Here is a 24900-nt window from a genome sequence, read left to right as displayed (position 1 = left end):
TGACCGAGGAGGTCGTGGAGCTGTACCGGCCAGACCTGGAGGCGCTGCGCGCGGGCGGCGACCGCTCCTTCACGGAGGTGCTGGAGGACCGCCGCAGCCTGCGAGGCCGTGGCGCTTCACCGCTCACCGTGAAGCAGCTGGGCGAGCTGCTCTACCGCGCCGCGCGCGTGCGCGAAGTGCGCACCACGCAGGACGGTGAAGTCACCGACCGGCCCTACCCCGGCGCGGGCGCGGCGTACGCGCTGGAGCTCTACCCCATGGTGGGCGAGTGCCAGGGCCTGGCCCCGGGCGCCTACCACTACGACCCGCTGGGCCACCGGCTGGAGAAGCTGAGCGGCCCCACGCCCGAGTTCCACGCGCTGCTGGACGAAGCCCGTGCACCGGTGGAGCCCTTCGATCGGCCGGAGGTGTTGATGGTGGTGGCCGCGCGCGTGCCCCGGCTCGCGTGGAAGTACGAGACGCTGGCGTACTCGCTGGTGCTGCAGGACACGGGAGCGTTGGTGCAGACGCTCTACCTGGTGTCCACCGCGCAGGGACTGCGGCCCTACGCGCTGGGCCGGAGCGATCCGGACTTCTTCCAGCGCGTGGCGGGCGTGGACGGCTTCGGCGAGGCCAGCGTGGGCGCCTTCGCGGTGTCGGGAGGAGACTCTCCGGACCGCTGAGCGCCCCGTGCGCCGTTCAGCAGCAGGGGCTGCCGCAGCAGTGCGAGCGGCCGTAGGTGTCGGTGAGGCTGGAGAGCGCCACGGCGTGGTCCGCCACGTCCGCCGGCTTCTTCGGCAGGTGCAGCTCCACCTCCGCGTTGTTCACCTTCCAGGTGCCGTCCGTCACCGCGTCCTTCGCGGTGGAGGGGACGACCTTCAGGTGGATGCTGGCGGGCAGGTCGAAGTCGAAGCGCTTCTTGAGGGCCTGGCGCGGATCCTTCTGGAGGGCCGCCTCGAACTCGGGCTCCTTCCACGCGAGCGCGACGGCGCGCATCCACACGGCCTGCCAGTCATTCACCGAGGCCTTGGACTCCGGACCCCGCGTGGGCTTGCGCGCCACCGGACGAGCCCGTGCGGGCGCGGCCTTCGACTCCGGCTTCTTCTTGCTCATGTCAGCCTTCTCCTCCCAGCGCATCCAACAGCGCGCGGGCCTCCGAGACGGGCGGGGTTCCCCATCCTTCGGAGAAGGTACTGTAGACCGTTTGCAGGCGTTGCCGGGCTTCTTCCTGTCGCCCGGATGCCTGGAGCACCCGTGCCAAGGCGGTGACGGCCTGCAACTCCCGCATCCGCGCGCCCTGTGCGTGTGACACCTCCGCCGCCTGCCGGAAGCACGTCTCCGCGGAGAGTGCAGTGTTTCCATCCCGCTGCAGCAGCACCCGCCCTTTGACGTGAAGCATCTTGGACTCGTGGTACGCCTCGCCCAGGGCCTGCGCGCGCTGCCGTCCGCGCTCCACGGAGGCGAGCGCCGCCTCCACGTGGCCCAGCTCCAGCTCCAGCTCCGCGAGCATGGCGTAGTACGCCGGCTGATCCATCTCCGTACCGAACGCCTCGCGAAGCGCGATGCTGCGCCGCATCGCCTCCAGGTCCTTCATGGCCCATGCGCGCAGGATGCCCACGTAGACGGACTGCTCCAGCAGGCCGTAGCGGTGGGACAGCTCCGTGTGCTGGGAGATGAGCTGGAGCGCCTCCGTCCGGTCGCCGTGCTCCTGGGCAATCAACAGCAGGTAGATGAACGACAGGCCAATGCTGGTGCCGTGGTTCAGCTCGCGGCCCCACGCCACCGCGGCCTCGCCGTGCGCCTTCGCCTGGTCCGGGAAGCCCAAAAGCCACTTCCCCCGGCACAGCACGGACTCGCCGCCCACGCGCGTGTCCTGTCCGTAGAGGATGCGGTGCATCCGGTGCGCGACCGGGTCGAACAGCGCCAGGCACCGGTCCGCCTTCGCCTTCGCCTCGCCCAGGCGGCCTTCCAGCAGCTCGATGTTGGAGAGGATGGTGAGCGCCACCGCCTCCTGGCCCGCGTCTCCGGTGCGCTGCGCGAGCGCGACCAACCGGTCCAACAATCCTCGCACCCGGCGCTGGTCACCTCCCAGGTGGTAGAAGATGGAGAGGACCCACAGCGTCGGTGCCGCGTAGGGGCTCTCTCCCACCGTGAAGAGCAGCTCCAGTGAGCGCTCGGCCACGTTGCGCAGGTCCTGCGAGCGCCAGCCCTGCGTGGACATCAGCGCCGGCGCGAGCACACCGTTGAGGCTCAGCTCCAGCTGCGCGCGCTCCACCGGGTCGTCGATGGCGTCCAGCCACGACAGGCCCAGCCGGGCGAAGAGGATGGCCTCCAGGTAGGCGGAGCGCACCAGCGCGGCGAACGCGGCCTTCTGCGCGTAGATGATGGCCTTGCGCTTCAGGTTCGCGGCGGCCCAGTGGTGCGCGAGCAGATCCGGCCGCGACTCCACCTGTTCCTGGAAGTGCGCCTCCATCGCCTCCGCCGTCTTCGCGTGCATCTGCTGGCGGTACCGCTTGAGCATGGAGTCGTAGGCCGCGTCCCGCACCAGCGCGTGCTTGAAGAGGTACACGGGCCCCTTCGGCCGGCGCTTGCGGTGCAGCAGCCCCGAGCCCACCAGCCGCTCCAGGTCCGCCTCCAGCGCGTCGGGCGTCAGCGGGCTCACGTGGCGCAGGAGCTCATGCGTCAGCTCACGGCCCAGCACGGAGGCGATCTGCGCGGTCTCCTTGGCGCGGCCCAGCCGATCCAGGCGCGCGACGAGCAGATCGCGCAGCGTGCCCGGCACCGCGGGACCCGCCTTGCTGGCATCCAGCGCGAAGCGGCCCTCGCGCTCCACCAGCGCGCCGGACTCGCGCAGCGTGCGCACCAACTCCTCCACGAACAGCGGGATGCCGTCCGTGCGCGTGGCGATCTCCTCCAACGCCTCCGGCGAGAGCGGGCCTCCCACTGCGGCGGTGGCCAACCGCTCCACCTCCCCGCGAGCCAGCGCGCCCAGCTGCACCTGCGTCACCGCCGACGCGGCCCAGGGCGGCTCCAGCTCCGGCCGCGCGCTGAACACGGCGAGCAGGCGCGACGAGGACACCTCCTCCACCAGCGCCTTGAGCAATTCCAGCGTGGACGGGTCCGCCCAGTGCAGGTCCTCCAGCGCCAGCACCACGGGCTGCCGCTCAGCCATCGCGGCGAGGAACGCGAGCAGCGCGTTGCGCGTGAGCTCCCGGTGCTTCAAGGGCGACACGTCCAGCGGAGCCCAGCGCTCCGGCGGCAGCGGCAGGGACAGCAGCGACGCGAACAGGGGCAGCGTCTCCGGCAGCTCGAAGCTGTACCCGGACAGCAGCGCCTCCAGGCCCGTCAGCCGGCCCTCCGGCGGCAGGTCGCGGTTCGGGTCCAGCATCCGCGTGAGCAGGTCCACCACGGGGGCATACGCCTGACCGGAGCTGTCCTCCGTGCAGCGGGACTCCAGCCACGTATGGGGCTCCGCGCCCAGCCGGTCTCCCAGCTCGCGCATGAGGCGAGACTTGCCGATGCCCGGCTCACCGGTGATGAGCACCGCCTGCCCCTGCCCCGAGCGCGCCTGCTCCCAGCGCGACAGCACCAGGTCCAGCTCGCGTGAACGGCCCACCAGCGAGAGCGCGTCGTCGGTGCCGCTCCACGTCGCGTCCGCGCCCTGGAGCACGAACGTCTCCAGGCCCGGGGGCAACAGCTCGTTCGGGGACGCGGGCGCGGGGTCCAACGGGAAGTGCTTGCGCACCAACTGCTGCGTGTCACCCGTGACGAGGATGGCGCCCGAAGGCGCGGACGTGGACAGCCGGAAGGCCAGCTTCGGCGTGGTGCCCACCACGAAGCCCAGGCCAGAGAGCGTGGGATCCCGCTGCTCACGCGACACCACCAGGCCCGTGTGCAGGCCCACGCGGATCTCCACCCGCGTGCCGCGCTCGGCCTCGATGGCACGGCCGCGCCGCTTCACCTCCGCCACCATGTCCAGCGCCGCCTGCGCCGCTCGCCGCGCGTCGTCCTCCCGTGCCGCCGGATAGCCGAAGTAGAAGAGGACGATGTCGCCCAGCGCGCTGGCGATGTGGCCGTTGTAGCGCCGGGCGATCTCGATGCAGACCTCCTGCTGGGCGCCCAGCACGTGATCCAACTCCTCGATGTCCACCGGCCCCGGCGCCGTCTGCGTGGCGGACAGCGTGCAGCACACCACGGTCAGCTGCCGACGCTCACCCTCCGCCCACCGGCGCGAGCGCGTGGACACGGCGTTGGGCGTGCGGCTGGACAGCTCCACCGTCGCCGTCTCCGCGTTGGGAGCCGCGGGCTGGATGCGCACGGGCGAGGGCCGGCGCGGCAGATTGGACACGTCCACCGCCTCCAGTTGGCGCAGCAGCACCTCCGCGGACACGGTGCGCTGGGACGGGTCCTTCGAGGTGACGCGCTGGAGCAGCTTGCCCAGCGGGTGCGCGGCGATGGCCGGCGGAATGGGCACCGGCTCCGAGGAGAGCTGCTGGAAGATGACCTCCGCGACGGTGGCGCCCTCGAAGATGCGGCGGCCGGTGAGGCACTCCAGGAACACCAGCCCCCACGCGTACAGGTCCGAACGCGGCGTGGGCGCCTGCCCGCGAAGCTGTTCCGGCGCCGCGTACGACGGCGTGCCCAGCGATTCATTGGTGGACGTGATGCGCGGCTGCGCTTCCGTGCGCGTCAGCTCGTCCGTCACCGACCCGATGCCGAAGTCCAGCACCAGTGCGTTGCGGCGGGCGCCGGTGGGCACGACCATGATGTTCGCGGGCTTCAGGTCGCGGTGCACCACGTTCTGCGCGTGCGCGCACGCCAGCGCGTCCAGCAACTGGAGCATCAGGTGGCGCGTCTCCACCGGATCCAACACGCCCTCCTCCGCGAGCACCTGCGCCAGGTTCTTCCCTGGCACGAACTCGAAGATGGAGTAGACGGCGCCGCCCTGCGCGCGGCCTGAATCGATGAGCCGCACGATGTTCGGGTGGTGCATCTGCGCGCACAGCTTCATCTCGCGCTCGAAGCGCGCGCTGCGGCGCTCCACGGACTCTGGCGTCGCGCCGTCCGTCAGGCGCAGGAGCTTCACCGCCACGTTCTGGCCGGTGGTCACCTGGCGGGCCTTGTAGACGCGGCCGAAGCCGCCCTCGCCCAGCTCCGAAAGGAGTTCGTACCGGCCCTGGAAGGCTTCCAACAGCTGGGGATCCATTGGGTTCTTCATCGCGTTCCCGAGCCTCGCTCCATTGATGACCGTCCCCCCCGCCTGGGCAGGGTGATGACGAACTCCGTGAACTCACCCGGCACCGACTCCATGCGGAACGTGCCCTGATGGCCCTGCACGATGATGTCATGGCTGAGCGACAGCCCCAGCCCCGTCCCCTGCCCTGGTGGCTTCGTGGTGAAGAAGGGGTCGAAGATTCTTCCCGCACTCTCCACGGGGATGCCCGGCCCGTTGTCGCGCAGCCGGACCTCCACCTGCTCCTGACGCGCGAGGGTGCGAACCTTGAGCACCGGCACGTACGTGGCCCCCTGCGTCTGGCGCTTCTGACGCATGGCGTAGAGCGCGTTGTCCACGACGTTGATGATGACGCGGCCCACGTCCGCGCGACTCAACTCCAGCCGTCCCACGTCCGGGTCGTACTCGGCATCCAGGTGGACGGTCAGCGGTTCGCCGCGCATGCCGCCCTGTCCCAGCGCGATGCCCTCCGCGACCAGCGCGTTCAGCTCCACCTGCTCGCGCGGACCGGGCGAGCGGCGCGCGTGCTGGAGCATGTTCTGGATGAGCGCGTCCGCGCGGCGGCCGTGCTCGTTGATCTTCTGCACGTTGGTGCGCAGGCACGCGAGCGCTTCATCCACGTCGCTCGCGGAGCCCACCGTCAGCCGTTCGCGCTGCGGCTCCAGCACGCTGGCCAGGTCCTCCGTGAGACCCACGGAGAGGCCGGCGAAGTTGCTGATGAAGTTGAGCGGGTTGCGCAGCTCGTGCGCCATGCCGCCCACCAGCGCCGCGAGCGAGGCCAGCTTCGCGTCCATGATGAGCTGCATGCGCTGCACGGTCTCCTGCTCGATGCGGCGGTAGAGCCTCGCGTTCTCCAGCGCGAGCGCCGCCTGCCCCGCGAACGCGACGAGGAACTCCAGGTCGTCCTCGGAGAAGCTCTTGGGCGTGGAGACGTTGTCCACGTACAGCACGCCCAGCACCTCGTCGCGGGGCTTGAGCGGCACGCACATGGAGGCGCGGATGGAGCTGAAGATGACGGACTCCGCGGCGCCCAGGCGCGGATCATTCACCGCGTCGGAGAAGAGCGCCGCCACGCTCCTGCGCAACACGAAGTCCACGATGTTCTGGCTGTAGATGGGCCCGCGCACGGCCGTGCCCTCGGCCGTCTTCGTCACGCGCGGCTCCAGCTTCCCCGTGCCCTCGTCCATGAGCAGGATGACGCCCCGCTCCACGTGGAGGATTTGAAACGCCAGGTCCAGCACCCTGCCGGGCAGCGCCTCCAGGTCGTCCGTGACGGACAAGAGCTTCGCCACCTCCTGGAGGATGCGCATCCGCTCGCGGGCGCGCGTGGCCGTGCCGGGGGCCTCCTCCGCGGACTTCTCCGAGCCGGACACCGCCTTCACCAGCGTCTTCAGCGGCACGCGGGTGAGCGCGCGCGTGAGCTGGGGACGGGGTTCGTCGGGCGGGCCCGCGGGTGCGGCCGGTGGTGCTTCGTGGGTCAGCAGGAAGACGAGGTCACCCAGCGTCAGCGTGTCGCCGGGGCGCAGCTCCTTGCGGCGGATCTGCACGCCGTTGACGAACGTGCCGTTCTTGCTCTGCAGGTCGGTGACGAAGAAGCGCCCGTCGGAGGACTCGATGCGGGCGTGCTGGCGCGACAGGCTGCGGTGGGGAATGCAGATGCCCTGGTCGTCCGCGCGGCCAATGGTGATGGGCACGTCCCCCAATGGGTAGGACAGCTCATCCGGTTGCCCAGGGTTGTAGACGAGCATCGGCACGGCTTTCAGACCCCCTCCAGGGTCGCAAGCCTAGCCGAAAAGGACGCGCGCGAACCGCCCCGGCGGATTCAGCCGGAGCGGCGGGCCCTTGCCTTAAGCGGCGCTCGCGGCCGGAGCCAGGAGCCCCCGGTCGCGCAGCGTGTCGAGGATGCGCTCCAGCCCCGCATCCACCGTCTCCGCGTCGGAGCGGACGGTGATTTCCGGGGACTCGGGCGGCTCGTACGGGTCCGACACGCCGGTGAAGTGCGGAATCTCCCCGGCCAGGGCCTTCTTGTAGAGCCCCTTCACGTCACGGGCGATGAGCGCGTCCAGGCTGGCCTGGACGTAGCACTCCAGGAACGGGATGCCGGCCTGGGTGGCCAGGGCGCGCACCTCGTCCCGGGAGTTCTTGTACGGCGAGATGGCGGCGGTGATGACGCCCACCTCGTGCTTCGCCAGCACGCGCGCCACGTAGCCGATGCGCCGGACGTTCTCCTCGCGGTCCGCGCGGCTGAAGCCCAGGCCGCGGGAGAGGTACGTGCGCACCTCGTCCCCGTCGAGCAGCTCCACGCGCTGCACGGGCGACAGCTGCCGTGCCACCGCGGCGGACAACGTGCTCTTGCCCGCGCCGGACATGCCAGTGAACCAGAGGATGAAGCCCGGACGCTGTTGCATCGCCACTCCCCTACCTGTCCACCGCGGGACCGTTGATCATCCCCGCGCCCACGGTGGCGTTGGTGCCCTCGTCCACGAGGATGAAGCTGCCGGTGCTGCGGTTGCGCCGGTACTCGTCGAAGAAGAGCGGCACCGTCGTGCGCAGCGTCACCCGGCCCACCTCGTTGAGCTTCAGGCCGGGGCTCTGGTCGTCGCGGTGCAGCGTGTTGACGTCCAGCCGGTAGTGCAGCTGCTTCACCATGGCGCGCGCCATGCGGGTGGTGTGCTTGATGGCCAGACGCGAGCCGCTGTTGAGCTGCGTCGAGTCCGACAGCCAGCACACCATCGCGTCGATGTCCTGGCTCGCGGTGGGCGGGTTGCCCGGGCGGCACAGCATGTCGCCGCGGCTGATGTCCAGCTCCTCCTCCAGCGACACGTTCACCGACATGGGCGGGAACGCCTCCGTCAGCGGCTTGCCGGCCAGCTCCAGCGCCTTGATGCGCGTGGTGAAGCCGGACGGCATCACCATCACCTCGTCGCCCGGGCGCATCACGCCGCCCAAGAGCTGCCCGGAGTACGCGCGGTAGTCGTGGAACTTCTTCGCGGACGCGGGCCGGATGACGCCCTGCACGGGGAAGCGCAGGTGGATGAGGTCCCGGTCGGACGCGATGTGCACGTTCTCCAGGTGGTGCAGGAGCGTGGGGCCCTGGTACCAGGACATCTTCTCCGAGCGCGTCACCACGTTGTCCCCGCCCAGCGCGGAGATGGGGATGAACGACAGGTCGCTCACGTCCAGCTTCATGGAGAACTGGCGGAACTCCTCCCGGATGCGGTCGAAGACGCCCTGGTCGTAGTCCACCAGGTCCATCTTGTTCACGCACAGCACCAGGTGCGGCACGCGCAGCAGCGACGCGATGAACGCGTGGCGCCGCGTCTGCTCCAGCACGCCCTTGCGCGCGTCCACCAGGATGAGCGCCAGGTCCGCCGTGGACGCACCCGTCACCATGTTGCGCGTGTACTGCAGGTGTCCGGGCGTGTCCGCGATGATGAACTTGCGCTTCGCCGTGGAGAAGTAGCGGTACGCCACGTCGATGGTGATGCCCTGCTCGCGCTCGGCCTTCAGGCCGTCCAGGAGCAGCGCCAGGTTGACGTACTCGTCGCCCCGGGCCTGGCTCGTGCGCTCCACAGCGGCGAGCTGGTCCTCGAGGATGGACTTCGTGTCGTACAACAGCCGCCCGATGAGGGTGCTCTTGCCGTCATCCACGGAGCCCGCGGTCGCGAATCTCAGCAGTTCCACTAGAAGTATCCCTCGCGCTTGCGGTCTTCCATCGCCGTCTCAGAGAACTTGTCGTCCGCGCGGCTGGCGCCACGCTCCGTCACGCGGGAGGCCGTCACCTCATCGATGACCTGCGCCACCGTGGACGCGGTGGACGGCACGCACGCGGTGCACGTCATGTCGCCCACGGTGCGGAAGCGCACCGTCTCCGTCGTCACCGTCTCGCCGGGAATCATGGACATGAAGGGCGACCAGGCCATCAGCATGCCGTCCCGGCGGAACACCTCGCGCCGGTGCGTGTAGTAGATGGACGGCAGCGCCACGTTCTCCCGGCCGATGTACTGCCAGATGTCCAGCTCGGTCCAGTTGGACAGGGGGAACACGCGCAGGTGCTCACCGCGGCGGTGGCGGCCGTTGTAGAGCGACCACAGCTCCGGCCGCTGGTTCTTCGGATCCCACTGGCCGAACTCGTCGCGGAAGGAATAGACGCGCTCCTTCGCGCGGGCCTTCTCCTCGTCGCGCCGGGCTCCGCCGAAGACGGCGTTGAAGCCGTTCTTCTCGATGGCCTCCAGCAGCGGCTGCGTCTGCAGGCGGTTGCGGGACGCGCGAGGACCCTTCTCCTCCGTCAGCTTCCCCGCGTCGATGGCCTCCTGCACGGACGCGACGATGAGCCGCGCGCCCAGTTCCGCCACCCGTTCATCGCGATACTGGATGACCTCCGGGAAGTTGTGCCCCGTGTCCACGTGCATCAGCGGAAACGGCAGCGGTGCGGGCCAGAAGGCCTTGACCGCCAGGTGCAACATCACCGCGGAGTCCTTCCCACCGGAGAAGAGCAGCACCGGCCGGTCCAGCTCCGCCGCGACTTCCCGGATGATGAAGATGGACTCGGCTTCCAGCGCCTCAAGATGTGAAAGCTCGTAGCTCACGGTCAGGCAAGCTACCACAACCCTTCCCACGCCCAACCGTGGCCGTGAAGGTTTCCGCTTCCGCGAGTGTGAGACACGCCGGATGCGACATGCCGGAGGGGGCGATGAAACATGGCCGGAGGACCTGCTGGGATGGATGTTTCACGGCCCCACTCCGGGTGCGTGCCCGGGGCCCCCACCCGGTGTGCGGGAGGCGGTTTCCGTGAGGGGGGCGCATGGTATAGACGGCCGCGCCATGGCAAGCGCAACCCCTCCCGTCCTCGACCGTTGGTTCCCGTCCCGCAAGCCGCTCCCGGAGCCGCGCCTGCGCCTGTTCTGCCTGCCGTTCGCCGGCGGGAGCGCGGCCATCTACCAGTCCTGGGGCATGGCGCTGCCCACGGGCGTGGAGCTGTGCGCGGTGCAGCTGCCCGGGCGCGAGCGGCGCCTGATGGAGCCCGCGCTCAAGTCCATGCCGGAGCTGATGGACGTGCTGATGCCGGCGCTGACGCCGCTGATGGACCGGCCCTTCGCGCTGTTCGGCTACAGCATGGGGGCGCGCATCGGCCTGGAGGTGGCGCGGACGCTGAAGCGCCAGGGTGGTCCGAAGCCGCTGGGCTTCATCGCCGCGGCGGCGCCCCCGCCGTCGCACAACGACCGGGAGCCCATCCACACGCTGGATGATGCGGGGTTCATCGCGAAGCTGCGCGAGTACGACGGCACGCCGGAGGAGGTCCTCCAGCACAAGGAGCTGCTGGAGCTCATCCTCCCCACGCTGCGAGCGGACTTCGCGCTGGCCTGGTCGGAGAACGGCAAGGACACGGCCCCGTTGGACATCCCGCTGTCCGTGTACGCGGGCAAGGGGGACAAGCACGTGGGCTTGGACATGATGGAGCACTGGCGCGCGGAGTCCACCGCCGACGTGCGCCTCCGCCACTTCGAGGGAGGCCACTTCTTCATCCGCACGCACGGGCCGCCAGTGCTGGCGGCCGTGCGCGAGGACCTGACGCGCTGGATGACGACGCAGGGTTAGGCCGTCTTGATGACCGGGGCCATGTCCCCGGCGAGCGGCACGGTGTGCTGCCAGCGCACCGTGAGCGCCCCGCTCCGGGGCCTGCGGAAGGCCAACGCCGCCTGGTGCCGGGCGGACGGCTTGTGCTGCATGAACTGCCACACGTCCGGCAGGTCGTTCATCCGCGGGTCGAAGCTGATGCCGGGCATCTGTCCCGGCACCAGATCGAAGCCGAACTGATCCAACGGCAAGGAAAGGCCCGCGCCGCGAGCCTTGATGTAGGCCTCCTTCAGGGTCCAGTACTCGAAGAAGCGCTCACGCTGGCGCTCCTTGGGCAGCGAGCGCAGGGCCTGCACCTCCGTCTTCGCGAAGTAGTGGTCGGCGATCTCCACCGTCTCGCCGGGCCGCTCCGCGTCTTCGATGTCCGCGCCCAGGTCCACGTCCCGGCCCACCGCGACCAGGGCCATGCCATCCGTGTGGCTCAGGTTGAAGCGCAGCCACTGGCCCTCGGGACCCACGATGGCGGGACGGCCGTACTCGTTGGGGACGAAGCGCCAGGCCTCCGGCGCGACGGGCGCGTAGCGCGACAGGGTCAGCCGCACCAGCGCGTGGGACACCAGGTACTGCCGCTGGTGCCGCTCGAAGTGGAAGCGCCGCTGCCGCTCGCGCTCGCTGGGGTCCAACAGGGCCTTGTAGGCCTCCAGGAGGCGCGGGTCGTCGATGCGCTCGGGTTCGACGATCCACACGTGGACCTCGTCGGGGCGCAGGTCGAGGGGCGTGGAAGAGAGGGACACCGTCATGTCGTGCAGGCAATCAGGAACCGCCGCGCCTGTCACGGGGGCTGGTCCGGCCGCTTGGCGGGCGCGTAGGCTTCACGGCCCTACGCTGAGGGGGGAGAGACACTCATGGACCTGACCACCGCGACGACGAAGCTCCAGGCGCTGCGCCGGGACATGACGGGCCACACGGACCGGAACGACGAGCGCCGCATCCTGGACCTGCTGGAGGGCGCCACCAGCGAGGAGCTGAACTTCCTCCTGTCCAACGTGGACCTGGTGCGCCTGCTGTCGGACCTGGATGACCGGCTGGTGGGCCCGGACCACCACACGGCGCTCCTGGACCTGCTGTGCACGCGCCGCGCGGCGGAGCTGTCCCTGCCGGTGCGCGCGTCGCTGGCCACCGCGCTCCAGAAGGGCGCCACGCCCGCGCAGGCGGAAGCGCGGCTGCGCGACCTGTTCCTGGGGCTGAAGGGCCGCGAGCTGACCGGGTTCAAGAACCTGCTGGAGGCGGGCGGCGAGTACCACGACCTGCACAAGCTGGTGTTCGACGACGTGGACGACATGGTGGTGCGCACCGAACTGCTCGCCCACTTCCAGCGTGAGGCGCAGGCCTTTCCCAGCGGCGAGAACAAGGTCCTGAGCGACATCGACGACACGTTCTTCGCCAACTGGGTGGACCAGCGCTACCCGCCGAAGACGGTGTACCCGGGCGTGCTCGCGTTCTACCAGGAGCTGGACCGGGGGCCGGGCATCATCCCGGGCCGCGCGGGCGACCTCGTCTTCGTGAGTGCGCGCCCGCAGGATCCGCTGGGCCTCATCGAGAACGCGACGCTGGACTCGCTGAGCAAGCGCGGCGTGCCGCTGGCGGTGATGCTCTCCGGCAGCTTCTTCTACCTCGTGGGCAACACGCGCATCGCGCAGAAGAAGTTCGAGAACTTCGAACAGTACGCGCGCCTCTTCCCCGAGTACGGCTTCGTCTTCGTGGGCGACAGCGGCCAGGGCGACGTGGAGTTCGGCGCCCGCATGCGCGAGTCCCTGCCCCAGGCGGTGCGCGCCGTGTTCATCCACGACGTGGTGGCGACGCCGCCGGAGCAGCGGGACGCCTGGCGCGCGAAGCACGTCTTCTTCTTCGACACGTACGTGGGCGCGGCGGTGGACGCGTTCCACGCGGGCGTCATCTCCCGCGACGGCGTGGACCGCATCGCCGCCGCCGCGACCGAATCACTGGCGGCCATCGCATTCCCCTCCGCTGCGCAGCGCCAGGCACGGGAAGCGGAGCTGGAGCGCGATCTGGCCCTGTTGCGGACGTTTTGAGCCCGCGCTGAAGGCCCGCGCCGCACGGTTTCCATCACCGGGCAGCCCACCGGTCCCGGACAGTTGGCGGGACGTACGAGGCACCCCAACCTTCCGGGCGCTTCACAGGGGTGAAGCGGCCGTCTGGGGACGGAAGGAAGGGCTCCGGGAGGTTCCCGGGGCCCTTCCGGGGCGTGAGGGGGCGCGCGGGACCGATGGAACTGTTTCCCATCCATTTGCTGTTCATCGTCGTCTTGATGAACCGCTACATCCTCGGCCCCTTCCTGCGGCGGCTGAAGGGGCGACGGTTCGAACGGGTGGACGACTCCTACCGTCCGAAGGTCGCCATCGTCGTTCCCCTGTTCAACGAAGGCCAGGGCATCTTCCACACCGTCCGGGCCCTGCTGGACCAGGACTATCCCAGCGAGCTCACCGAGATCATCGTCGTGGATGACTGCTCGCGCGACGACAGCGTCGCGTGGGCCACCAAGGCCGCGGAGGGCCACCCCAACGTCCGGGTGATGCGCAACCCGGAGAACATGGGCAAGCGCAAGGGCATCAACCGGGGCGTCCGCGCCGCGGAGGACGCGGAGATCATCGTCTCCGTGGACTCGGACGTGGTGGTGGAGAAGAGCGCCGTGCGCCAGCTCATCCGCCGCTTCGTGCACCCGAATGTCGCCGCGGTGGGCGGGCGCACCTTCGTCATCAACCGTCACCAGAACTGGCTGACGCGGATGATCGAAATCAAGTTCCACTTCGCCCAGAAGTGGCTGAAGGACCTGGAGCGCTCGTTCCGTCAGGTGATGTGCCTGTCCGGTTGTCTGACGGCGTATCGCCGTTCCGTGCTGCTGGAGCTGGAGCCCATCCTGGAGGCGCGCGCCATCGCGGGCATCCCCATCAAGTACGGCGAGGACCGCTTCCTCACGCGGCAGATCGTCAAGCACGACTACGAGACGGTCTACACGCTGGACGCGTACTGCTTCACCGCCGCGCCCTCCACGCTCGCGGGCTACTTCAGTCAGCAGCTGCGCTGGCGGCGCTCCAACCTGGTGGACCTCATCTGCGGCCTGTCGCACGCGTGGCGGCTGCACCCGGTCATCACCGTGCACTACGTATCGCAGCTGGCGCTGCTGCTGGCGTACCCGGTGGTCATCGTCCACAACCTGCTCAACGGCGAGTTCTGGGACATCCTCGCGTTCCACTTCCTGGTGATTGGCCTGTTGGGCTTCATCTACCGGATGGAGACGCGCTACCTGCCGGAGGACCGGCGCGTGCACCCCGCGAGCTTCCTGCCCATGGCGCTGCTCATGCCGGTGACGTACGCGCTCTTCACGCCGCTGGCGCTGCTGACGCTCGACTCCGGGAGTTGGGAGACGCGCGGCAGTCCCACGACGGCGCCGGCACCCTCCCCTGTTCCCGCCCCCGCGAAGCTCACGTCCAACTCCGCAGGCGAAGGAACCCCGTCATGAACCAGCAGGTCGCCAACCGGCTCAACTCCATCGCGGTGTCCGCCTACAAGTTCATGGGCTCGGTACTGCTGGCGCTGATCCTCCTGGGCCTGATGTCGTTCCTCGTGGTGCAGGGCTTCTTCCTGGCGAGCAACAGCTGGGCGGCGCCCACCATCCTGTCGCCCACCGATCCCAACGTGCTGGCGCTCAACGCGCAGGCGGCGCAGCAGGAGTCGGAGCGGGACGGGTTGATGGCCCGGCGGCGAGAGGCGTCGGACCGGCTCCTGGAGGCCGAGCGGACCGTGGCCGCGGAGCGGTCCTTCCAGCAGCGCTTCGTGGTGGCGCTCAAGGGGGAGAAGCGCTCCCGCGACCGGCTGGCGAGGCGGCTGTCCGCGCTGCGCCAGGAGTACCTGCGCACGGGCGAGGAGATCGCCGAGTCCAACCGCGCGTTCAGCGGCCTGTCCCGCACGCGGACGAACGCGCTCTACGGCGCGAAGCTGATGGAGCGGGAGGACGTACTCACCGCCAACCACCACCTGGCGCAGATGGCGCAGAGCAACCTGTCCCTGGCGCAGGAGACGGTGGACCTGGACATGCGCCTGGACACGCTCCGGCGCGAGAGTGAGGGGCTCACCGCCGCGGAGAACGGCCTGGGCCGCGACACCGCCGCCGAAGGCCTGACGACGGACACGTTGCTGCTGGAGCGTGAGTACACCCAGTCGGTGCTGGCGCTGGCCCGCGCGGACGCGCAGCGCAAGAGCCTGGAGGCGGACGTGCGCGCGCTGGACGACCGCATCCGCCGCTTCGACCACCTGCTCCAGGTGGTGCATGGCTCGCCGTACCTGAAGGCGGTGGAGCAGAACCTCAACGTGGCCTTCGTGCCCTACGAGAACCTGCCCAACGCCCGGGCCGGCACCCCGCTCTACACCTGCGCGCTCAAGATCTTCTGGTGCCGCGAGGTGGGCGTGGTGGGGCCCGTGCTGGAGGGCGAAATCTCCCAGCAGCACCCCATCCGCCAGTACCACTTGCGAGGCGTGATGGTGGAACTCCAGCTTCGAGATGCGCCGAGCGCACGCGAGCCGCTGCTTCACCTGGGCCATCCCCCGTTGATGCTGTGAACCCCGTCGTGAAATCGGAAAGGAAGCGGAGGATGCGGACGAGCCTCGCGAGAGGAGCCCTGCTGGGGCTCGGGTTGTGGGCGGGCGTGGCGCCGGCGGAAGAAGCGGGGACGGTGCGGGCCCAGGGAGACCTCGCGAAGGGCTATTGCGAACGTGTGCGCGGCACCGCGAAGGCGGAGGCCGTGCTGGAGCTGGCGCCGGAGGTGTTCGCCAGCGTGGGCGCGGTGAACGCGGGCGACGCCACGGGAGGCTCGGACGACTTTCCCCTGGGCTCTCCCAAGCTGCGCGTCACCGCGGGGCTGGGCTACGACTTCGTGGGCCTCTACCGGGGCCACACGCTGCGCTCGCGCGCGGAGGCCGAGTGTCGCCGCTATCAGGCGCTCGCCGCGCTCCAGAGCGCCGTGGATCAGGGCTCGCGGCTGGGGGAAGCGGCGGCGCTGGACGCACGCTCCCGGGCCCTGGCCACCTCCCTGCCCCGCGCGGAGGAGCTGGTGGCCCATCTGCGCGACGACCTGCGCGACGGCGGCGCGACGCTGGAGGAGCTCAACGCGGTGCAGGTGCGGTTGGATCATCTGCGCTCGCTCGCGCGCGACACCGCCCAGGCCCGCGAGCGGCTGGCGCTCGAACCCGCGGTGCCGGAAGGGCAGACCCTGGGCGCGCTGATCAGCGCCTTCGAGGCCGCGGATGATCAAGTCGAGGTCCTGTCCGGCGGCCTGCGCACGGCGGGCGCGTGGCGCCTGAGCGTGCGCGGCGGCTACGACGAGGTCTTCGACGTGGACCAGAGCACGCCCCTCTTCGGCCAGCTCACGCTGGGCTACAACCTGGGCCAGCTGTGGCAGGGCCGGGCCAATGCCCAGGCTCGCGAGGGCCGCCGCCTGGAGTCGCGCGACGCGGTGGATGGAGCGCCCCGGCGGGTGCGCCAGCTCCTGGGCGAATTGCGCATCACCGAGCGCAGCGAGCAGCAGCGCCTGGGCGAGGTGTCCACGCTGGTGTCCGACCTGCAGGGCCAGCTGCGCGAGGTGGAGCAGTTGCAGACGCGGCAGGTGCGCCGCTTCCGGGACTACCTGCTGCTGGAGCTGGCGCGACTGCAGGCGGAGCAGGCCTACCTGGGCGCGCATCTGAAGACCCTCCGCACGCTTCTAGGGGAAACGGGCCCATGAGCGACGCAAGGCAACGGCGGTGGGTGGCGCTCGGGACGTCGGGCGTGTTGATGCTGTGGGCGGGCGCACTGCTCCTGAGCCACGGCGCCTGCAACAGCGCGAGGAAGCCCATGGAATCCCCCGCATCCTCCAGCACGCGCGCGCTGCGCACCGACCCTCCTGCCACGAAGAACGGACTGGCCCCCGTCACGCGGGGGCAGCTGCACGTCACCGAAGGCCAGGTCGAGAACCTCCAGGAGGAAGAGGAACAGGACGGGACGCAGTTCGCCATCGAGGGGCCGCGCCAGCGCGCGGTCGTCCCGGAGACGACGGGGGACGAGGCGGAGCTGCGCTTCACGTGGTTGGGCGCCACCAGCGAGGTGGTTCCGCTGGCGTCGGGCCAGCAGCGCGAACAGGTGGGCCTCAAGCTGCGCGCGCGGGACGGCTGCAACCTCATCTACGCCATGTGGCGCATCGCGCCCTCCGCGGGCATCGTGGTCCAGTTCAAATCCAACCCGGACGACCACGAGAGCCGCGAGTGCGGCAACGCGGGCTACACCACCGTGCGGCCGCGCTTCATGGAGCCGTTGGATCGGCTGTCCCCCGGTGAGTCCCACGTGCTGCGCGCCCGCATCGACGCGAACGTGCTGACCGTGTACGCGGACGGTGTGCGCGTCTGGGAGGGATTGCTGCCCCCCGACGCGCTCGGCCTGGAAGGCCCCGCCGGGATGCGCACGGACAACGCGCGCGTGCGCTTCGAGTTGCTCGTGCCCCAGGCGGCCGGCCCCACCTCGCACCTCTGAGGCGGTCGTCCGGAACCCGCCCGTCGGAGCGAATGGCTGGGGGGCCCCCCTTGCATGGAAGATCCGGGCGTGGGTTGCTTGAGGCACCGATGCCCGACCGCGATCCGCTGGCCTCGACGTATCGTCCACCGCAGGGCCTGGAGGCGTTGGAAGACGCCCTCCGCCGCGACCTGGACATCCTGTCCTACCCTGCCCGCGGCTGGGTGCCGCCGCGCTCCACTCCGGACGGCCGTCCCATCCTGGACGTGCTCATCGTGGGCGGAGGCCAGAGCGGGCTGGGCGCCGCGTTCGGGCTGATGCGCGAGCGCGTGACGAACGTGCTCGTGCTGGACGACGGCAGGGACGGCTTCCACGGGCCCTGGAAGACGTTCGCGCGGATGATCACCCTGCGCACGCCCAAGTACCTCACCGGTGCGGACTACAACATCCCCAACCTCTCCTTCCGCGCCTGGTACGAAGCGCAGCACGGCGCGGAGGGCTTCCAGCAGGTGGCCCTCATCCCGAAGGAGCTGTGGGCGGACTACCTCCTCTGGTACCGGCGCGTGCTGGGCGTCCCGGTGAAGTGCGGCACCAAGGCGGGCGCGCTGCGCTGGCGCGCGGACCTGGACTGCTTCGAGGTCCCCGCCGCGCACAACAACGAGGCGGAGTTCCTCCTCGCGCGCAAGGTGGTGCTGGCCACCGGCATCGACGGCTCCGGCCGCTGGGAGGCGCCGCCAGAGGTGCAGCCGCTGCCGCGCGCGCTGTGGGCACACACGCACGACCCCATCGACTTCGCCGCGCTGAAGGGCAAGCGCGTGGGCGTGCTGGGCGCGGGGGCCTCCGCGTTCGACAACGCCTCCGTGGCGCTGGAGTCGGGCGTGGGCCAGGTGGACCTGTTCTACCGCCGCAAGAAGCTGCCCAACGTGAACCCCTACCGCTGGGCGGAGTTCGCGGGCTTCCTGCGCCACCACGGCGACCTGCCGGACGCGCAGCGCTGGCGCTTCATCCGGCAGATCATCGACATGGGCCAGCTGCCGCCGCGCGACACCTTCGAGCGCGCCCGCCGCCACCCGCACTTCCACCTGCACGCGGAGAGTCCCTGGGTGGAGGTGAAGGCGCAGGACGGCATGGCCGTGGTGCGCACGCCGCACGCGACGCACGCGTTCGACTTCCTCATCATCGCGTCCGGCTTCACCACGGACCTGTCGCTGCGGCCGGAGCTGGCGGAGCTGCACCCGCACATCGCGCTGTGGAAGGACCGCTTCACGCCGCCGGAGAACGAACGGAACGCGGACCTGCTGCGCCACCCGTACCTGGGCCCCTCCTTCGAGTTCCAGGAGAAGCAGCCCGGCACCGCGCCATGGCTGGGCGGCGTGTTCAACTACACCTTCGGGTGCCTGCTCTCGTTGGGCTTCGGCGGCGCCAGCATCTCCGGCATGAAGTACAGCCTGCCCCGCCTGGTGGGCGGCATCACGAAACAGCTCTACCTGGATGACAGCGAGCGCCACTTCCGCGCGCTCGCGGACTACGCGACGACGGAGTTCGAGACGTGAGTGCATCTGTAACCGTGTTTCGCAGCGAGCGCGTGGTGACGCCCGAGGGCACGCGCGCCGCGGCGGTGGTGGTGCGCGACGGGCGCATCGAAGGCATCCACGCGACGGTGGACGTGCCGAAGGACGCGCAGGTGGTGGACCTGGGCCGGGACGCGCTGTTGCCCGGCATCGTGGACAGCCACGCGCACATCAACGAGCCCGGCCGCACGGATTGGGAGGGCTTCGCCACGGCGACGGCGGCGGCGGCGGCGGGCGGCATCACCACCGTGGTGGACATGCCGCTCAACTCCATCCCCGCGACCACGTCCCTGGCCGCGCTGCGCACCAAGGCGGAGGCCGCGTCCGGCCAGTGCGCCATCGACTACGGCCTGTGGGGCGGCGTCATCCCCGGCAACGCCCACGAACTCCAGGCGATGGTCGAAGCGGGCGCGCCGGGCTTCAAGTGCTTCCTCGTGCACTCGGGCGTGGATGAGTTCCCCGCCGCCACGCGCGAGGTGCTGGACGCGGCCATGCCCATCCTCGCGAAGGCGGGCGTGCCGCTGCTGGTCCACGCGGAGCTGACGGACCATGAACCGCCCTTCGCGGGCGACGTGCGCGCGTATGCCAGCTACCTCGCGTCCCGTCCGGCCGCGTGGGAGGTGGACGCCATCCGGATGATGATCGACCTGTGCCGCAAGCACCGCGGCCCCGTGCACATCGTCCACCTGTCCGCGGCGGACGCGCTGGACGACATCGCGAAGGCGAAGGCGGAAGGGCTGCCCTTCACGGTGGAGACGTGCCCGCACTACCTCACCTTCACCTCGGAGGAGATTGAAGCCGGCGCCACCCACTTCAAGTGCGCCCCGCCCATCCGCGAGGCGGCCAACCGCGAGCGGCTGTGGGACGCGGTGAAGAGCGGCCTCATCGACCTGGTGGTGTCGGACCACTCGCCCTGCACGCCCGCGCTCAAGAAGCTGGAGGCCGGAGACTTCTCCGGCGCGTGGGGCGGCATCGCCGGCTTGCAGCTCAGCGTGTCCGCGGTGTGGACGGGCATGCGCGCGCGCGGCCTGGGCCTGGACGCGCTGGTGGAGCGCATGGCGCACCGCACCGCGAAGCTGGCCGGATTGTCGGGGCGCAAAGGAGCCATCCAGCCCGGGCTGGACGCGGACTTCGTCGTCTTCGCCCCGGAGGCGCGCTTCAAGGTGGCGCCCGAGGACATCCGCCACCGGCACCGGCTGACGCCCTACGCCGGACGCGAGCTGGAAGGCCGGGTGATGAGGACATACCTGCGCGGCCAGCGTATCTTCGACGCCACCGAGGGACTGACGGGCCCGCGCATCGGCCAATGGCTGCCGCGCGGCTAGCCCCGACGGTCCGGGAGAGGAATGCCGATGCAAGCCGAAGCACCCGGGGCGATGCACGTCGCCTTCGCTGACTTGATTGATCTCGCCGCACGCAAGGTGGGCGGCAAGGCCCTGCTGGCCAACGACGAGTTCTTCGCGCCCAAGGAGTCGATGTTGGAGGCCGGGCGCGGCGTCTTCATCGCGGACAAGTTCACGGAGCGCGGCAAGTGGATGGACGGCTGGGAGACGCGCCGCAAGCGCGTGCCCGGCTATGACTGGTGCATCGTGAAGCTGGGCCTGCCCGGCGCCATCCACGGCATCGACGTGGACACCAACCACTTCCTCGGCAACTTCCCCGAGTACGCCTCGCTGGAGGCGTGCGAGGTGGACGGAGACCCGTCGGCGGAGTCGCTGGCGGAGGACGTGTCGCGCTGGACGGAGCTGGTCCCCAAGCAGCGCCTGCGCGGCGGTTCGCGCAACCTCTTCCCGGTGGCGAACGAGCGGCGCTTCACGCACGTGCGCCTCAACATCTACCCGGACGGCGGCGTCGCTCGCCTGCGCGTGCACGGACAGGTGCTGCCGGACTGGCACGCCCTCAAGAAGGCCGGGCTGGTGGACCTGGCGGCGGCGGCCAACGGCGGCTCCGTCGTCACGTGCAACGATCAGTTCTTCGGCACGAAGGACAACCTCATCTTCCCGGGCCGCGCGGCGAACATGGGCGAGGGCTGGGAGACGCGCCGCAAGCGCGTGCCGGGCTTCGACTGGATCGTCGTGAAGCTGGCCACGGCGGGCACGCTGCGCCGCGCGGAGGTGGACACCCACTACTTCAAGGGCAACTTCCCGGACCGCTGCTCGCTGGAGGGCATCCACCTGGAGGAGCCGCTGCTGGACTTCGCCAACGCGACGCACCTCCCGTGGAAGGAGCTGTTGCCCCAGTCGAAGCTCCAGGCGGACCACTGCCACGTCTTCGAGAAGGAGCTGAAGGACGTGGGCCCCATCACCCACGTGCGCCTCAACATCTTCCCGGACGGCGGCGTCAGCCGGCTGCGCCTCTTCGGGGAGCCGGCGTGACGACGCCGCTGGAGCGCCTGAACACCGCCACGACGGAGGAGGCCACCGAGGCCTTCACCCGCTGCTGCGGCAGCACGAAGTGGGTCCAGCGGATGCTGGCCGTCCGCCCATTCCGCGACGCGGAGCACGTGTACGCGGAGGCCGTGGACGCCTGGGCGCGCACGGGGCCGGAGGACTGGAGGGAGGCCTTCACGCACCACCCGCGCATCGGCGACGTGTCGAAGCTGCGGGAGAAGTTCGCCTCCACCGCGCAGTGGTCGTCACAGGAGCAGAAGGGCGTGGCCAGCGCGGATGAAGGCGTCCTGCAGGCACTGTCCCAGGGCAACCGCGACTACGAGTCCCGCTACGGCTTCATCTTCCTCGTCTGCGCCACGGGCAAGAGCGCGGCGCAGATGCTGGAGTTGCTCCAGGACCGCATGCACCACACCCCGGACGAAGAGCTGAAGATCGCGGCCGGGGAGCAGGCGAAGATCACCCGCATCCGACTGGAGAAGCTCCTCGCGTCATGAGCACCCTCAGCACGCATGTCCTGGACACGAGCACGGGCCGTCCCGCGGAGGGGCTCTCCCTCACGTTGGAGGCCCGCTCGGGCGAAGACTTCCGGGAGCTGTCCCGGGGCGTCACCAACGCGGATGGACGGGTGAAGGACCTGTCGGGCGCGAACACGAAGCTTCAGCCCGGCGTGTACCGCCTCACCTTCGACACCGGGGCCTGGTTCCAGGCCCGGGGGCAGCGGGGCTTCTACCCGTACGTGCAGGTCGTGTTCGAGGTCACCGCGACCGACGAGCACTACCACGTCCCGCTGCTCCTGAGCCCCTTCGGCTTCTCCACCTACCGGGGCAGCTGAAGCCTCAGACGCGCGGCGGTTCGACGGGCGCCTTGTCCACGGCGGGCGCCTTGTCGCCGCCGCGCTCCACCTTCTCCGGCTTGTCCGCGACGGGCTCCGCGCAGAGCGAGGAGTTGTTGGACTTGCACACGCCGCCGTTCTGCAGGTCGAACTGCCAGCGGTGGCGCGGGCACACCACGTAGCGGCCCTCCTCCACCCAGCCTTCCGCCAGGTCCGCGCCCTGGTGCGGGCAGAAGCGCTGGATGGTGAAGCGCTTGCCGCCGGCCTCCACCACGGTGCGCTCCTTCTGGGCCTCCGTGGCGCGGATGCCGTCGCAGAACTCGCGGATGTCCTCCACCTCCACGCCCAGGAAGCCGTGCAGCACGGGCTCGTAGACGTCCGGGTTGCGGGAGAGGCGCAGGCGGAAGGACAAGAGGAAGTCCTCCCAGTTCAGCTTCCGGTCCAGCACGCGCACGATGTCGCTCGCGCTCACCTTCATCGCGTAGCGGCTCTTGTCGCGCATCTCCGTCACTTCATCCACGCGGCGACCCTTGAAGTCCACGCGCAACAGCCGCGTGGGCGCCTCCGTCAGCTCCACGTAGAACGGCATGCCCACGCGGTCGTGCAGATCCAACAGGTCCAGCTTGCGCTGCAGCTCCACGCGCAGGCGGGCGTGGATTTCATCCACCTCCTCGCGCATCAGGTTGCGGCGGCGCTCGCGGAAGACGTAGGCCATGTCCTTCGCGTACGTGTGGAGGTACTCCTTGAAGTTCTCCGTCGTCACGCGCTCCGGCACCTGGGACACGAACTCCAGCGAGCCCGCGTCCAGCACGTCCCCGGGCATGGGCTCCAGGTAGCGCGTGGGCAGCGTGGGCATGCGCTTCTCCAGGTAGGAGAAGAGCACGGGCGCGCGCGGGAAGATGTTCACGTCCTGGAAGTTCAGGTTGAAGAGCGCCGGGTCCAGGAAGGCCGCCGGGCCCGCCGCCGCGATGTACGCGCGGGGCTGCACCACTTCCAACGCGCGCGCCACCGCCTCGAACTTGCTGTCGCGCTTCTTCAGGCTGATGGCCGAGTACGTCTCCTGCGGGTACTCGTAGCAGGTGGGGTGCCAGATGGCGCCGGAGAACTGGGCGGAGAAGACGTCGATGGGCCCCTCCTCCGCGATGACGCGCACCAGGCGGTCGTGCATCTTGCAGTCGTTGATGTTGAGGAAGCACTGCCCGTCGCCGCGCACCATCACGCTGGAGTCGCGGTTGGTGCCCTGCTCCGACACGAAGAGCTTGATGTAGCCGCCCTTGATGGGAATCTCGCGCGAGTCCTCGCACGCGATGACGCGCTTGCAGCCGTACTTCTCGAAGATGTCCCGCAGCTCCGAGCGGCGGAACTTGGGCACCAGCACCGTGAAGTCCCGCTTCGCGATGGTGGCCAGGAACTCCGGGTCGAAGTGATCCTTGTGCTCGTGGCTGATGTAGAGGAAGCGCTCCTTGCCCGGCGTCTCCAGCAGCTCCTTCACGCGCGGCGCCAGGTGGTGGTTGCGCGGCAGCTGCATCCACGCGGAGTCGAAGGCCCCCTGGGGCGTCAGCCACGGATCCATGACGACGAGCGCTCCTGCGGTCTCCACCGCGAAGCCCGCATGACCCAGGAAGGTGATCCGCATGAACGTCGTCCCTCGTGTGGAAGGCCCGGCCGGGAAGACCGCGCCCTGGAGTGGCTGTGTGCGCGCGGCCCATGGCCCCGGCGTCAGCTAGGCTGCGAAGCTAGGGCGTCTCTTTCCAGCGGCACCCCGGCGCGCCCCTCCTGTCGGAAAGCCCACGCACGTCCCGTCAGGCCGCGAACAAAAAAAGAGGGAGGCCCACGTGGGCCCCCCTCTCCTGCTGCATTCAGGACGTGCGGCGTGCGGACTGACTAGGGCTGGATTTCCCGGACGCTCATCCACTTGAAGTCCACGTCCGAGGCGTTGTCCCAGCGGAACGTGGCGATGGGGCCGCCCCAGGTAATCGGCATGGCGCCCACGGAGCCGCCGCAGTGCTGGGCATCCCCGCCCCAGCCGCCGTCGTCGGTCATGTCGTAGACCTTGGTCCAGGTGACCTTGTCGGCGTTGTCGTTGAGGTACAGCTCCAGCTTCACCGCTTCCGCGCCGTTCGCACCCGGCACGTTGTGCATCACGGCCTTGAAGCCCACCCAGCGGCCCTTCAGCGCGGAGGCGGCCGGCTTGTACGGCGCCTGGTCGTAGGACACGTGCCAGGTCTCCTTCTCCCAGCGCACGCGGCCGTCGTAGTGCAGACCGCCCTTGTAGCTGCTGCCCTCGCAGCCGGAGTTGTTGTCGTTGTGCTTCCCGCCGCGCGCGTACCAGGCGAAGTTGTCCTGGGTGTTGTTCACCGCGTTGACCTTCACGAAGCCGGTCATCTCGATGTTCTTCCAGTCGTTCGGCGCCTGCATGTAGCCGCGGCTCGCGAGCACGTCGCGGTCATACGTGGCGATCTGCTTCGCGTCGTAGCCCGAGGCCGGGTAGGCGCTCATGCGGACCTTCGTGCTCTTCATCTTCCAGGAGCCGTCCGCGTTGCGAGTGATGGTGCCCTGCGGATCGAAGCGCTTGTCCGCGGTGGCATCCTCCGCGAGCGCCCAGGACTCACCGCCCGGCAGTGAGGGGTACAGCATCGTCACGCCGAAGCCATCCACGCCCGACGGAGCAGGAGCTGGTGTGTCCTCCGGCGGTGCGGTGGGCGTGGGCGCCGTGGGGTCCTGCGGGGCCTCCGTCTCCGAGGGGACGGGCTCCGGAG

At 69.9% G+C, this 24900-nt stretch carries 21 protein-coding genes; 12 read left to right on the top strand and 9 right to left on the bottom strand.

All coding sequences use genetic code 11. The annotated features are described in order from the left end of the window. A partial coding sequence (locus tag D7V77_RS25380; RefSeq protein WP_120578880.1) for a SagB family peptide dehydrogenase occupies positions 1 to 662 on the top strand: 662 nt, incomplete at its 5' end. A 16-nt stretch (positions 663 to 678) separates the two neighbouring features. On the opposite strand, the gene D7V77_RS25375 is transcribed toward D7V77_RS25380, so the two are convergent. From D7V77_RS25375 to cysD, 6 genes are all read right to left on the bottom strand, one after another. Next, entirely contained in the window at positions 679 to 1092 is a 414-nt protein-coding gene (locus D7V77_RS25375; protein ID WP_158620662.1) for a BMA_0021/BMA_0022 family TOMM bacteriocin, read from the bottom strand. 1 nt (position 1093) lies between these two features. Continuing rightward, positions 1094 to 5185 carry a TOMM system kinase/cyclase fusion protein gene (locus D7V77_RS25370; protein WP_233597220.1) on the bottom strand — a complete coding sequence of 1364 codons (4092 nt, stop codon included), beginning with the start codon at positions 5183 to 5185 and terminating at the stop codon, positions 1094 to 1096. A gap of 8 nt (positions 5186 to 5193) precedes the next feature. Then, positions 5194 to 6960, bottom strand: a complete 1767-nt coding sequence (locus tag D7V77_RS25365) for an ATP-binding protein (RefSeq protein ID WP_120578877.1) — start codon at positions 6958 to 6960, stop codon at positions 5194 to 5196. 99 nt (positions 6961 to 7059) lie between these two features. Beyond that, positions 7060 to 7620, bottom strand: coding sequence for an adenylyl-sulfate kinase (gene cysC / locus D7V77_RS25360; RefSeq protein WP_120578876.1), 561 nt, complete (start codon positions 7618 to 7620; stop codon positions 7060 to 7062). A gap of 10 nt (positions 7621 to 7630) precedes the next feature. Beyond that, positions 7631 to 8896, bottom strand: coding sequence for a sulfate adenylyltransferase subunit 1 (locus tag D7V77_RS25355; protein WP_120578875.1), 1266 nt, complete (start codon positions 8894 to 8896; stop codon positions 7631 to 7633). After that, the gene (gene cysD / locus D7V77_RS25350) at positions 8896 to 9807 is read right to left on the bottom strand and encodes a sulfate adenylyltransferase subunit CysD (protein ID WP_167548012.1); all 912 of its coding nucleotides are present in this window, start codon (positions 9805 to 9807) and stop codon (positions 8896 to 8898) included. The genes D7V77_RS25355 and cysD overlap by 1 nt, the downstream gene beginning before the upstream one ends. Positions 9808 to 10036: 229 nt before the next feature. On the opposite strand from cysD, the gene D7V77_RS25345 reads away from it, so the two are divergent. After that, the gene (locus tag D7V77_RS25345; RefSeq protein ID WP_120578873.1) at positions 10037 to 10810 is read left to right on the top strand and encodes a thioesterase II family protein; all 774 of its coding nucleotides are present in this window, start codon (positions 10037 to 10039) and stop codon (positions 10808 to 10810) included. Here the strand turns inward: D7V77_RS25345 and D7V77_RS25340 are convergent. Continuing rightward, entirely contained in the window at positions 10807 to 11589 is a 783-nt protein-coding gene (locus D7V77_RS25340) for a 4'-phosphopantetheinyl transferase superfamily protein (protein WP_120578872.1), read from the bottom strand. The two genes, D7V77_RS25345 and D7V77_RS25340, sit on opposite strands and share 4 nt — an antisense overlap. A 105-nt stretch (positions 11590 to 11694) precedes the next feature. Here D7V77_RS25340 and D7V77_RS25335 point away from each other — a divergent pair, with 105 nt between their 5' ends. The 10 genes from D7V77_RS25335 (at position 11695) to uraH (ending at position 22141) form a co-directional block, all read left to right on the top strand. After that, positions 11695 to 12882, top strand: a complete 1188-nt coding sequence (locus D7V77_RS25335; RefSeq protein ID WP_120578871.1) for a phosphatase domain-containing protein — start codon at positions 11695 to 11697, stop codon at positions 12880 to 12882. A gap of 194 nt (positions 12883 to 13076) precedes the next feature. Then, entirely contained in the window at positions 13077 to 14330 is a 1254-nt protein-coding gene (locus D7V77_RS25330) for a glycosyltransferase family 2 protein (protein ID WP_120578870.1), read from the top strand. Further along, positions 14327 to 15427 (top strand): hypothetical protein, encoded by a 1101-nt coding sequence (locus D7V77_RS25325; RefSeq protein WP_120578869.1) that lies wholly within the window; start codon positions 14327 to 14329, stop codon positions 15425 to 15427. Before D7V77_RS25330 ends, D7V77_RS25325 begins: the two co-directional genes overlap by 4 nt. A 32-nt stretch (positions 15428 to 15459) precedes the next feature. Then, complete coding sequence (locus D7V77_RS25320; protein ID WP_120578868.1) at positions 15460 to 16587, top strand: hypothetical protein; 1128 nt, start codon at positions 15460 to 15462, stop codon at positions 16585 to 16587. After that, positions 16584 to 17369: a hypothetical protein gene (locus D7V77_RS25315; RefSeq protein WP_233597219.1), complete on the top strand. Its 786-nt coding sequence runs from the start codon at positions 16584 to 16586 to the stop codon at positions 17367 to 17369. Before D7V77_RS25320 ends, D7V77_RS25315 begins: the two co-directional genes overlap by 4 nt. 89 nt (positions 17370 to 17458) lie before the next feature. Beyond that, the gene (locus D7V77_RS25310; protein ID WP_120578867.1) at positions 17459 to 18901 is read left to right on the top strand and encodes an FAD/NAD(P)-binding protein; all 1443 of its coding nucleotides are present in this window, start codon (positions 17459 to 17461) and stop codon (positions 18899 to 18901) included. Next, positions 18898 to 20244: an allantoinase AllB gene (gene allB / locus D7V77_RS25305; RefSeq protein ID WP_120578866.1), complete on the top strand. Its 1347-nt coding sequence runs from the start codon at positions 18898 to 18900 to the stop codon at positions 20242 to 20244. The genes D7V77_RS25310 and allB overlap by 4 nt, the downstream gene beginning before the upstream one ends. 27 nt (positions 20245 to 20271) lie before the next feature. Next, a complete protein-coding gene (alc, locus tag D7V77_RS25300) occupies positions 20272 to 21294 on the top strand; it encodes an allantoicase (protein WP_120578865.1) in 1023 nt (340 codons plus the stop codon). Then, positions 21291 to 21803 carry a 2-oxo-4-hydroxy-4-carboxy-5-ureidoimidazoline decarboxylase gene (uraD, locus tag D7V77_RS25295; protein WP_120578864.1) on the top strand — a complete coding sequence of 171 codons (513 nt, stop codon included), beginning with the start codon at positions 21291 to 21293 and terminating at the stop codon, positions 21801 to 21803. The genes alc and uraD overlap by 4 nt, the downstream gene beginning before the upstream one ends. Next, positions 21800 to 22141 (top strand): hydroxyisourate hydrolase, encoded by a 342-nt coding sequence (uraH, locus tag D7V77_RS25290; protein WP_014397447.1) that lies wholly within the window; start codon positions 21800 to 21802, stop codon positions 22139 to 22141. Before uraD ends, uraH begins: the two co-directional genes overlap by 4 nt. Positions 22142 to 22145: 4 nt before the next feature. Here the strand turns inward: uraH and D7V77_RS25285 are convergent, their stop codons facing one another. Both D7V77_RS25285 and D7V77_RS25280 read right to left on the bottom strand, forming a co-directional pair. After that, positions 22146 to 23777, bottom strand: coding sequence for a Rieske 2Fe-2S domain-containing protein (locus D7V77_RS25285; RefSeq protein WP_120578863.1), 1632 nt, complete (start codon positions 23775 to 23777; stop codon positions 22146 to 22148). 248 nt (positions 23778 to 24025) lie between these two features. After that, a partial coding sequence (locus D7V77_RS25280) for a carbohydrate-binding protein (RefSeq protein WP_233597218.1) occupies positions 24026 to 24900 on the bottom strand: 875 nt, incomplete at its 5' end.

The sequence above is a fragment of the Corallococcus sp. CA041A genome (assembly GCF_003612075.1).
Classification (GTDB): Bacteria; Myxococcota; Myxococcia; order Myxococcales; family Myxococcaceae; genus Corallococcus; species Corallococcus exiguus.
Note: the sequence above shows the minus strand (reverse complement) of the source record. Positions and strands in the feature narration are given on the sequence as shown.

Excerpts from the sequence above, each read along its gene's own strand:
- D7V77_RS25375 (WP_158620662.1), bottom strand. The coding sequence starts at position 1,092 with ATGAGCAAGAAGAAGCCGGAGTCGAAGGCCGCGCCCGCACGGGCTCGT.
- D7V77_RS25370 (WP_233597220.1), bottom strand. The coding sequence starts at position 5,185 with ATGGATCCCCAGCTGTTGGAAGCCTTCCAGGGCCGGTACGAACTCCTT.
- D7V77_RS25365 (WP_120578877.1), bottom strand. The coding sequence starts at position 6,960 with ATGCTCGTCTACAACCCTGGGCAACCGGATGAGCTGTCCTACCCATTG.
- cysC (WP_120578876.1), bottom strand. The coding sequence starts at position 7,620 with ATGCAACAGCGTCCGGGCTTCATCCTCTGGTTCACTGGCATGTCCGGC.
- D7V77_RS25345 (WP_120578873.1), top strand. The coding sequence starts at position 10,037 with ATGGCAAGCGCAACCCCTCCCGTCCTCGACCGTTGGTTCCCGTCCCGC.
- D7V77_RS25340 (WP_120578872.1), bottom strand. The coding sequence starts at position 11,589 with ATGACGGTGTCCCTCTCTTCCACGCCCCTCGACCTGCGCCCCGACGAG.
- D7V77_RS25335 (WP_120578871.1), top strand. The coding sequence starts at position 11,695 with ATGGACCTGACCACCGCGACGACGAAGCTCCAGGCGCTGCGCCGGGAC.
- D7V77_RS25330 (WP_120578870.1), top strand. The coding sequence starts at position 13,077 with ATGGAACTGTTTCCCATCCATTTGCTGTTCATCGTCGTCTTGATGAAC.
- D7V77_RS25325 (WP_120578869.1), top strand. The coding sequence starts at position 14,327 with ATGAACCAGCAGGTCGCCAACCGGCTCAACTCCATCGCGGTGTCCGCC.
- D7V77_RS25320 (WP_120578868.1), top strand. The coding sequence starts at position 15,460 with ATGCGGACGAGCCTCGCGAGAGGAGCCCTGCTGGGGCTCGGGTTGTGG.
- D7V77_RS25315 (WP_233597219.1), top strand. The coding sequence starts at position 16,584 with ATGAGCGACGCAAGGCAACGGCGGTGGGTGGCGCTCGGGACGTCGGGC.
- D7V77_RS25310 (WP_120578867.1), top strand. The coding sequence starts at position 17,459 with ATGCCCGACCGCGATCCGCTGGCCTCGACGTATCGTCCACCGCAGGGC.
- alc (WP_120578865.1), top strand. The coding sequence starts at position 20,272 with ATGCAAGCCGAAGCACCCGGGGCGATGCACGTCGCCTTCGCTGACTTG.
- uraH (WP_014397447.1), top strand. The coding sequence starts at position 21,800 with ATGAGCACCCTCAGCACGCATGTCCTGGACACGAGCACGGGCCGTCCC.
- D7V77_RS25285 (WP_120578863.1), bottom strand. The coding sequence starts at position 23,777 with ATGCGGATCACCTTCCTGGGTCATGCGGGCTTCGCGGTGGAGACCGCA.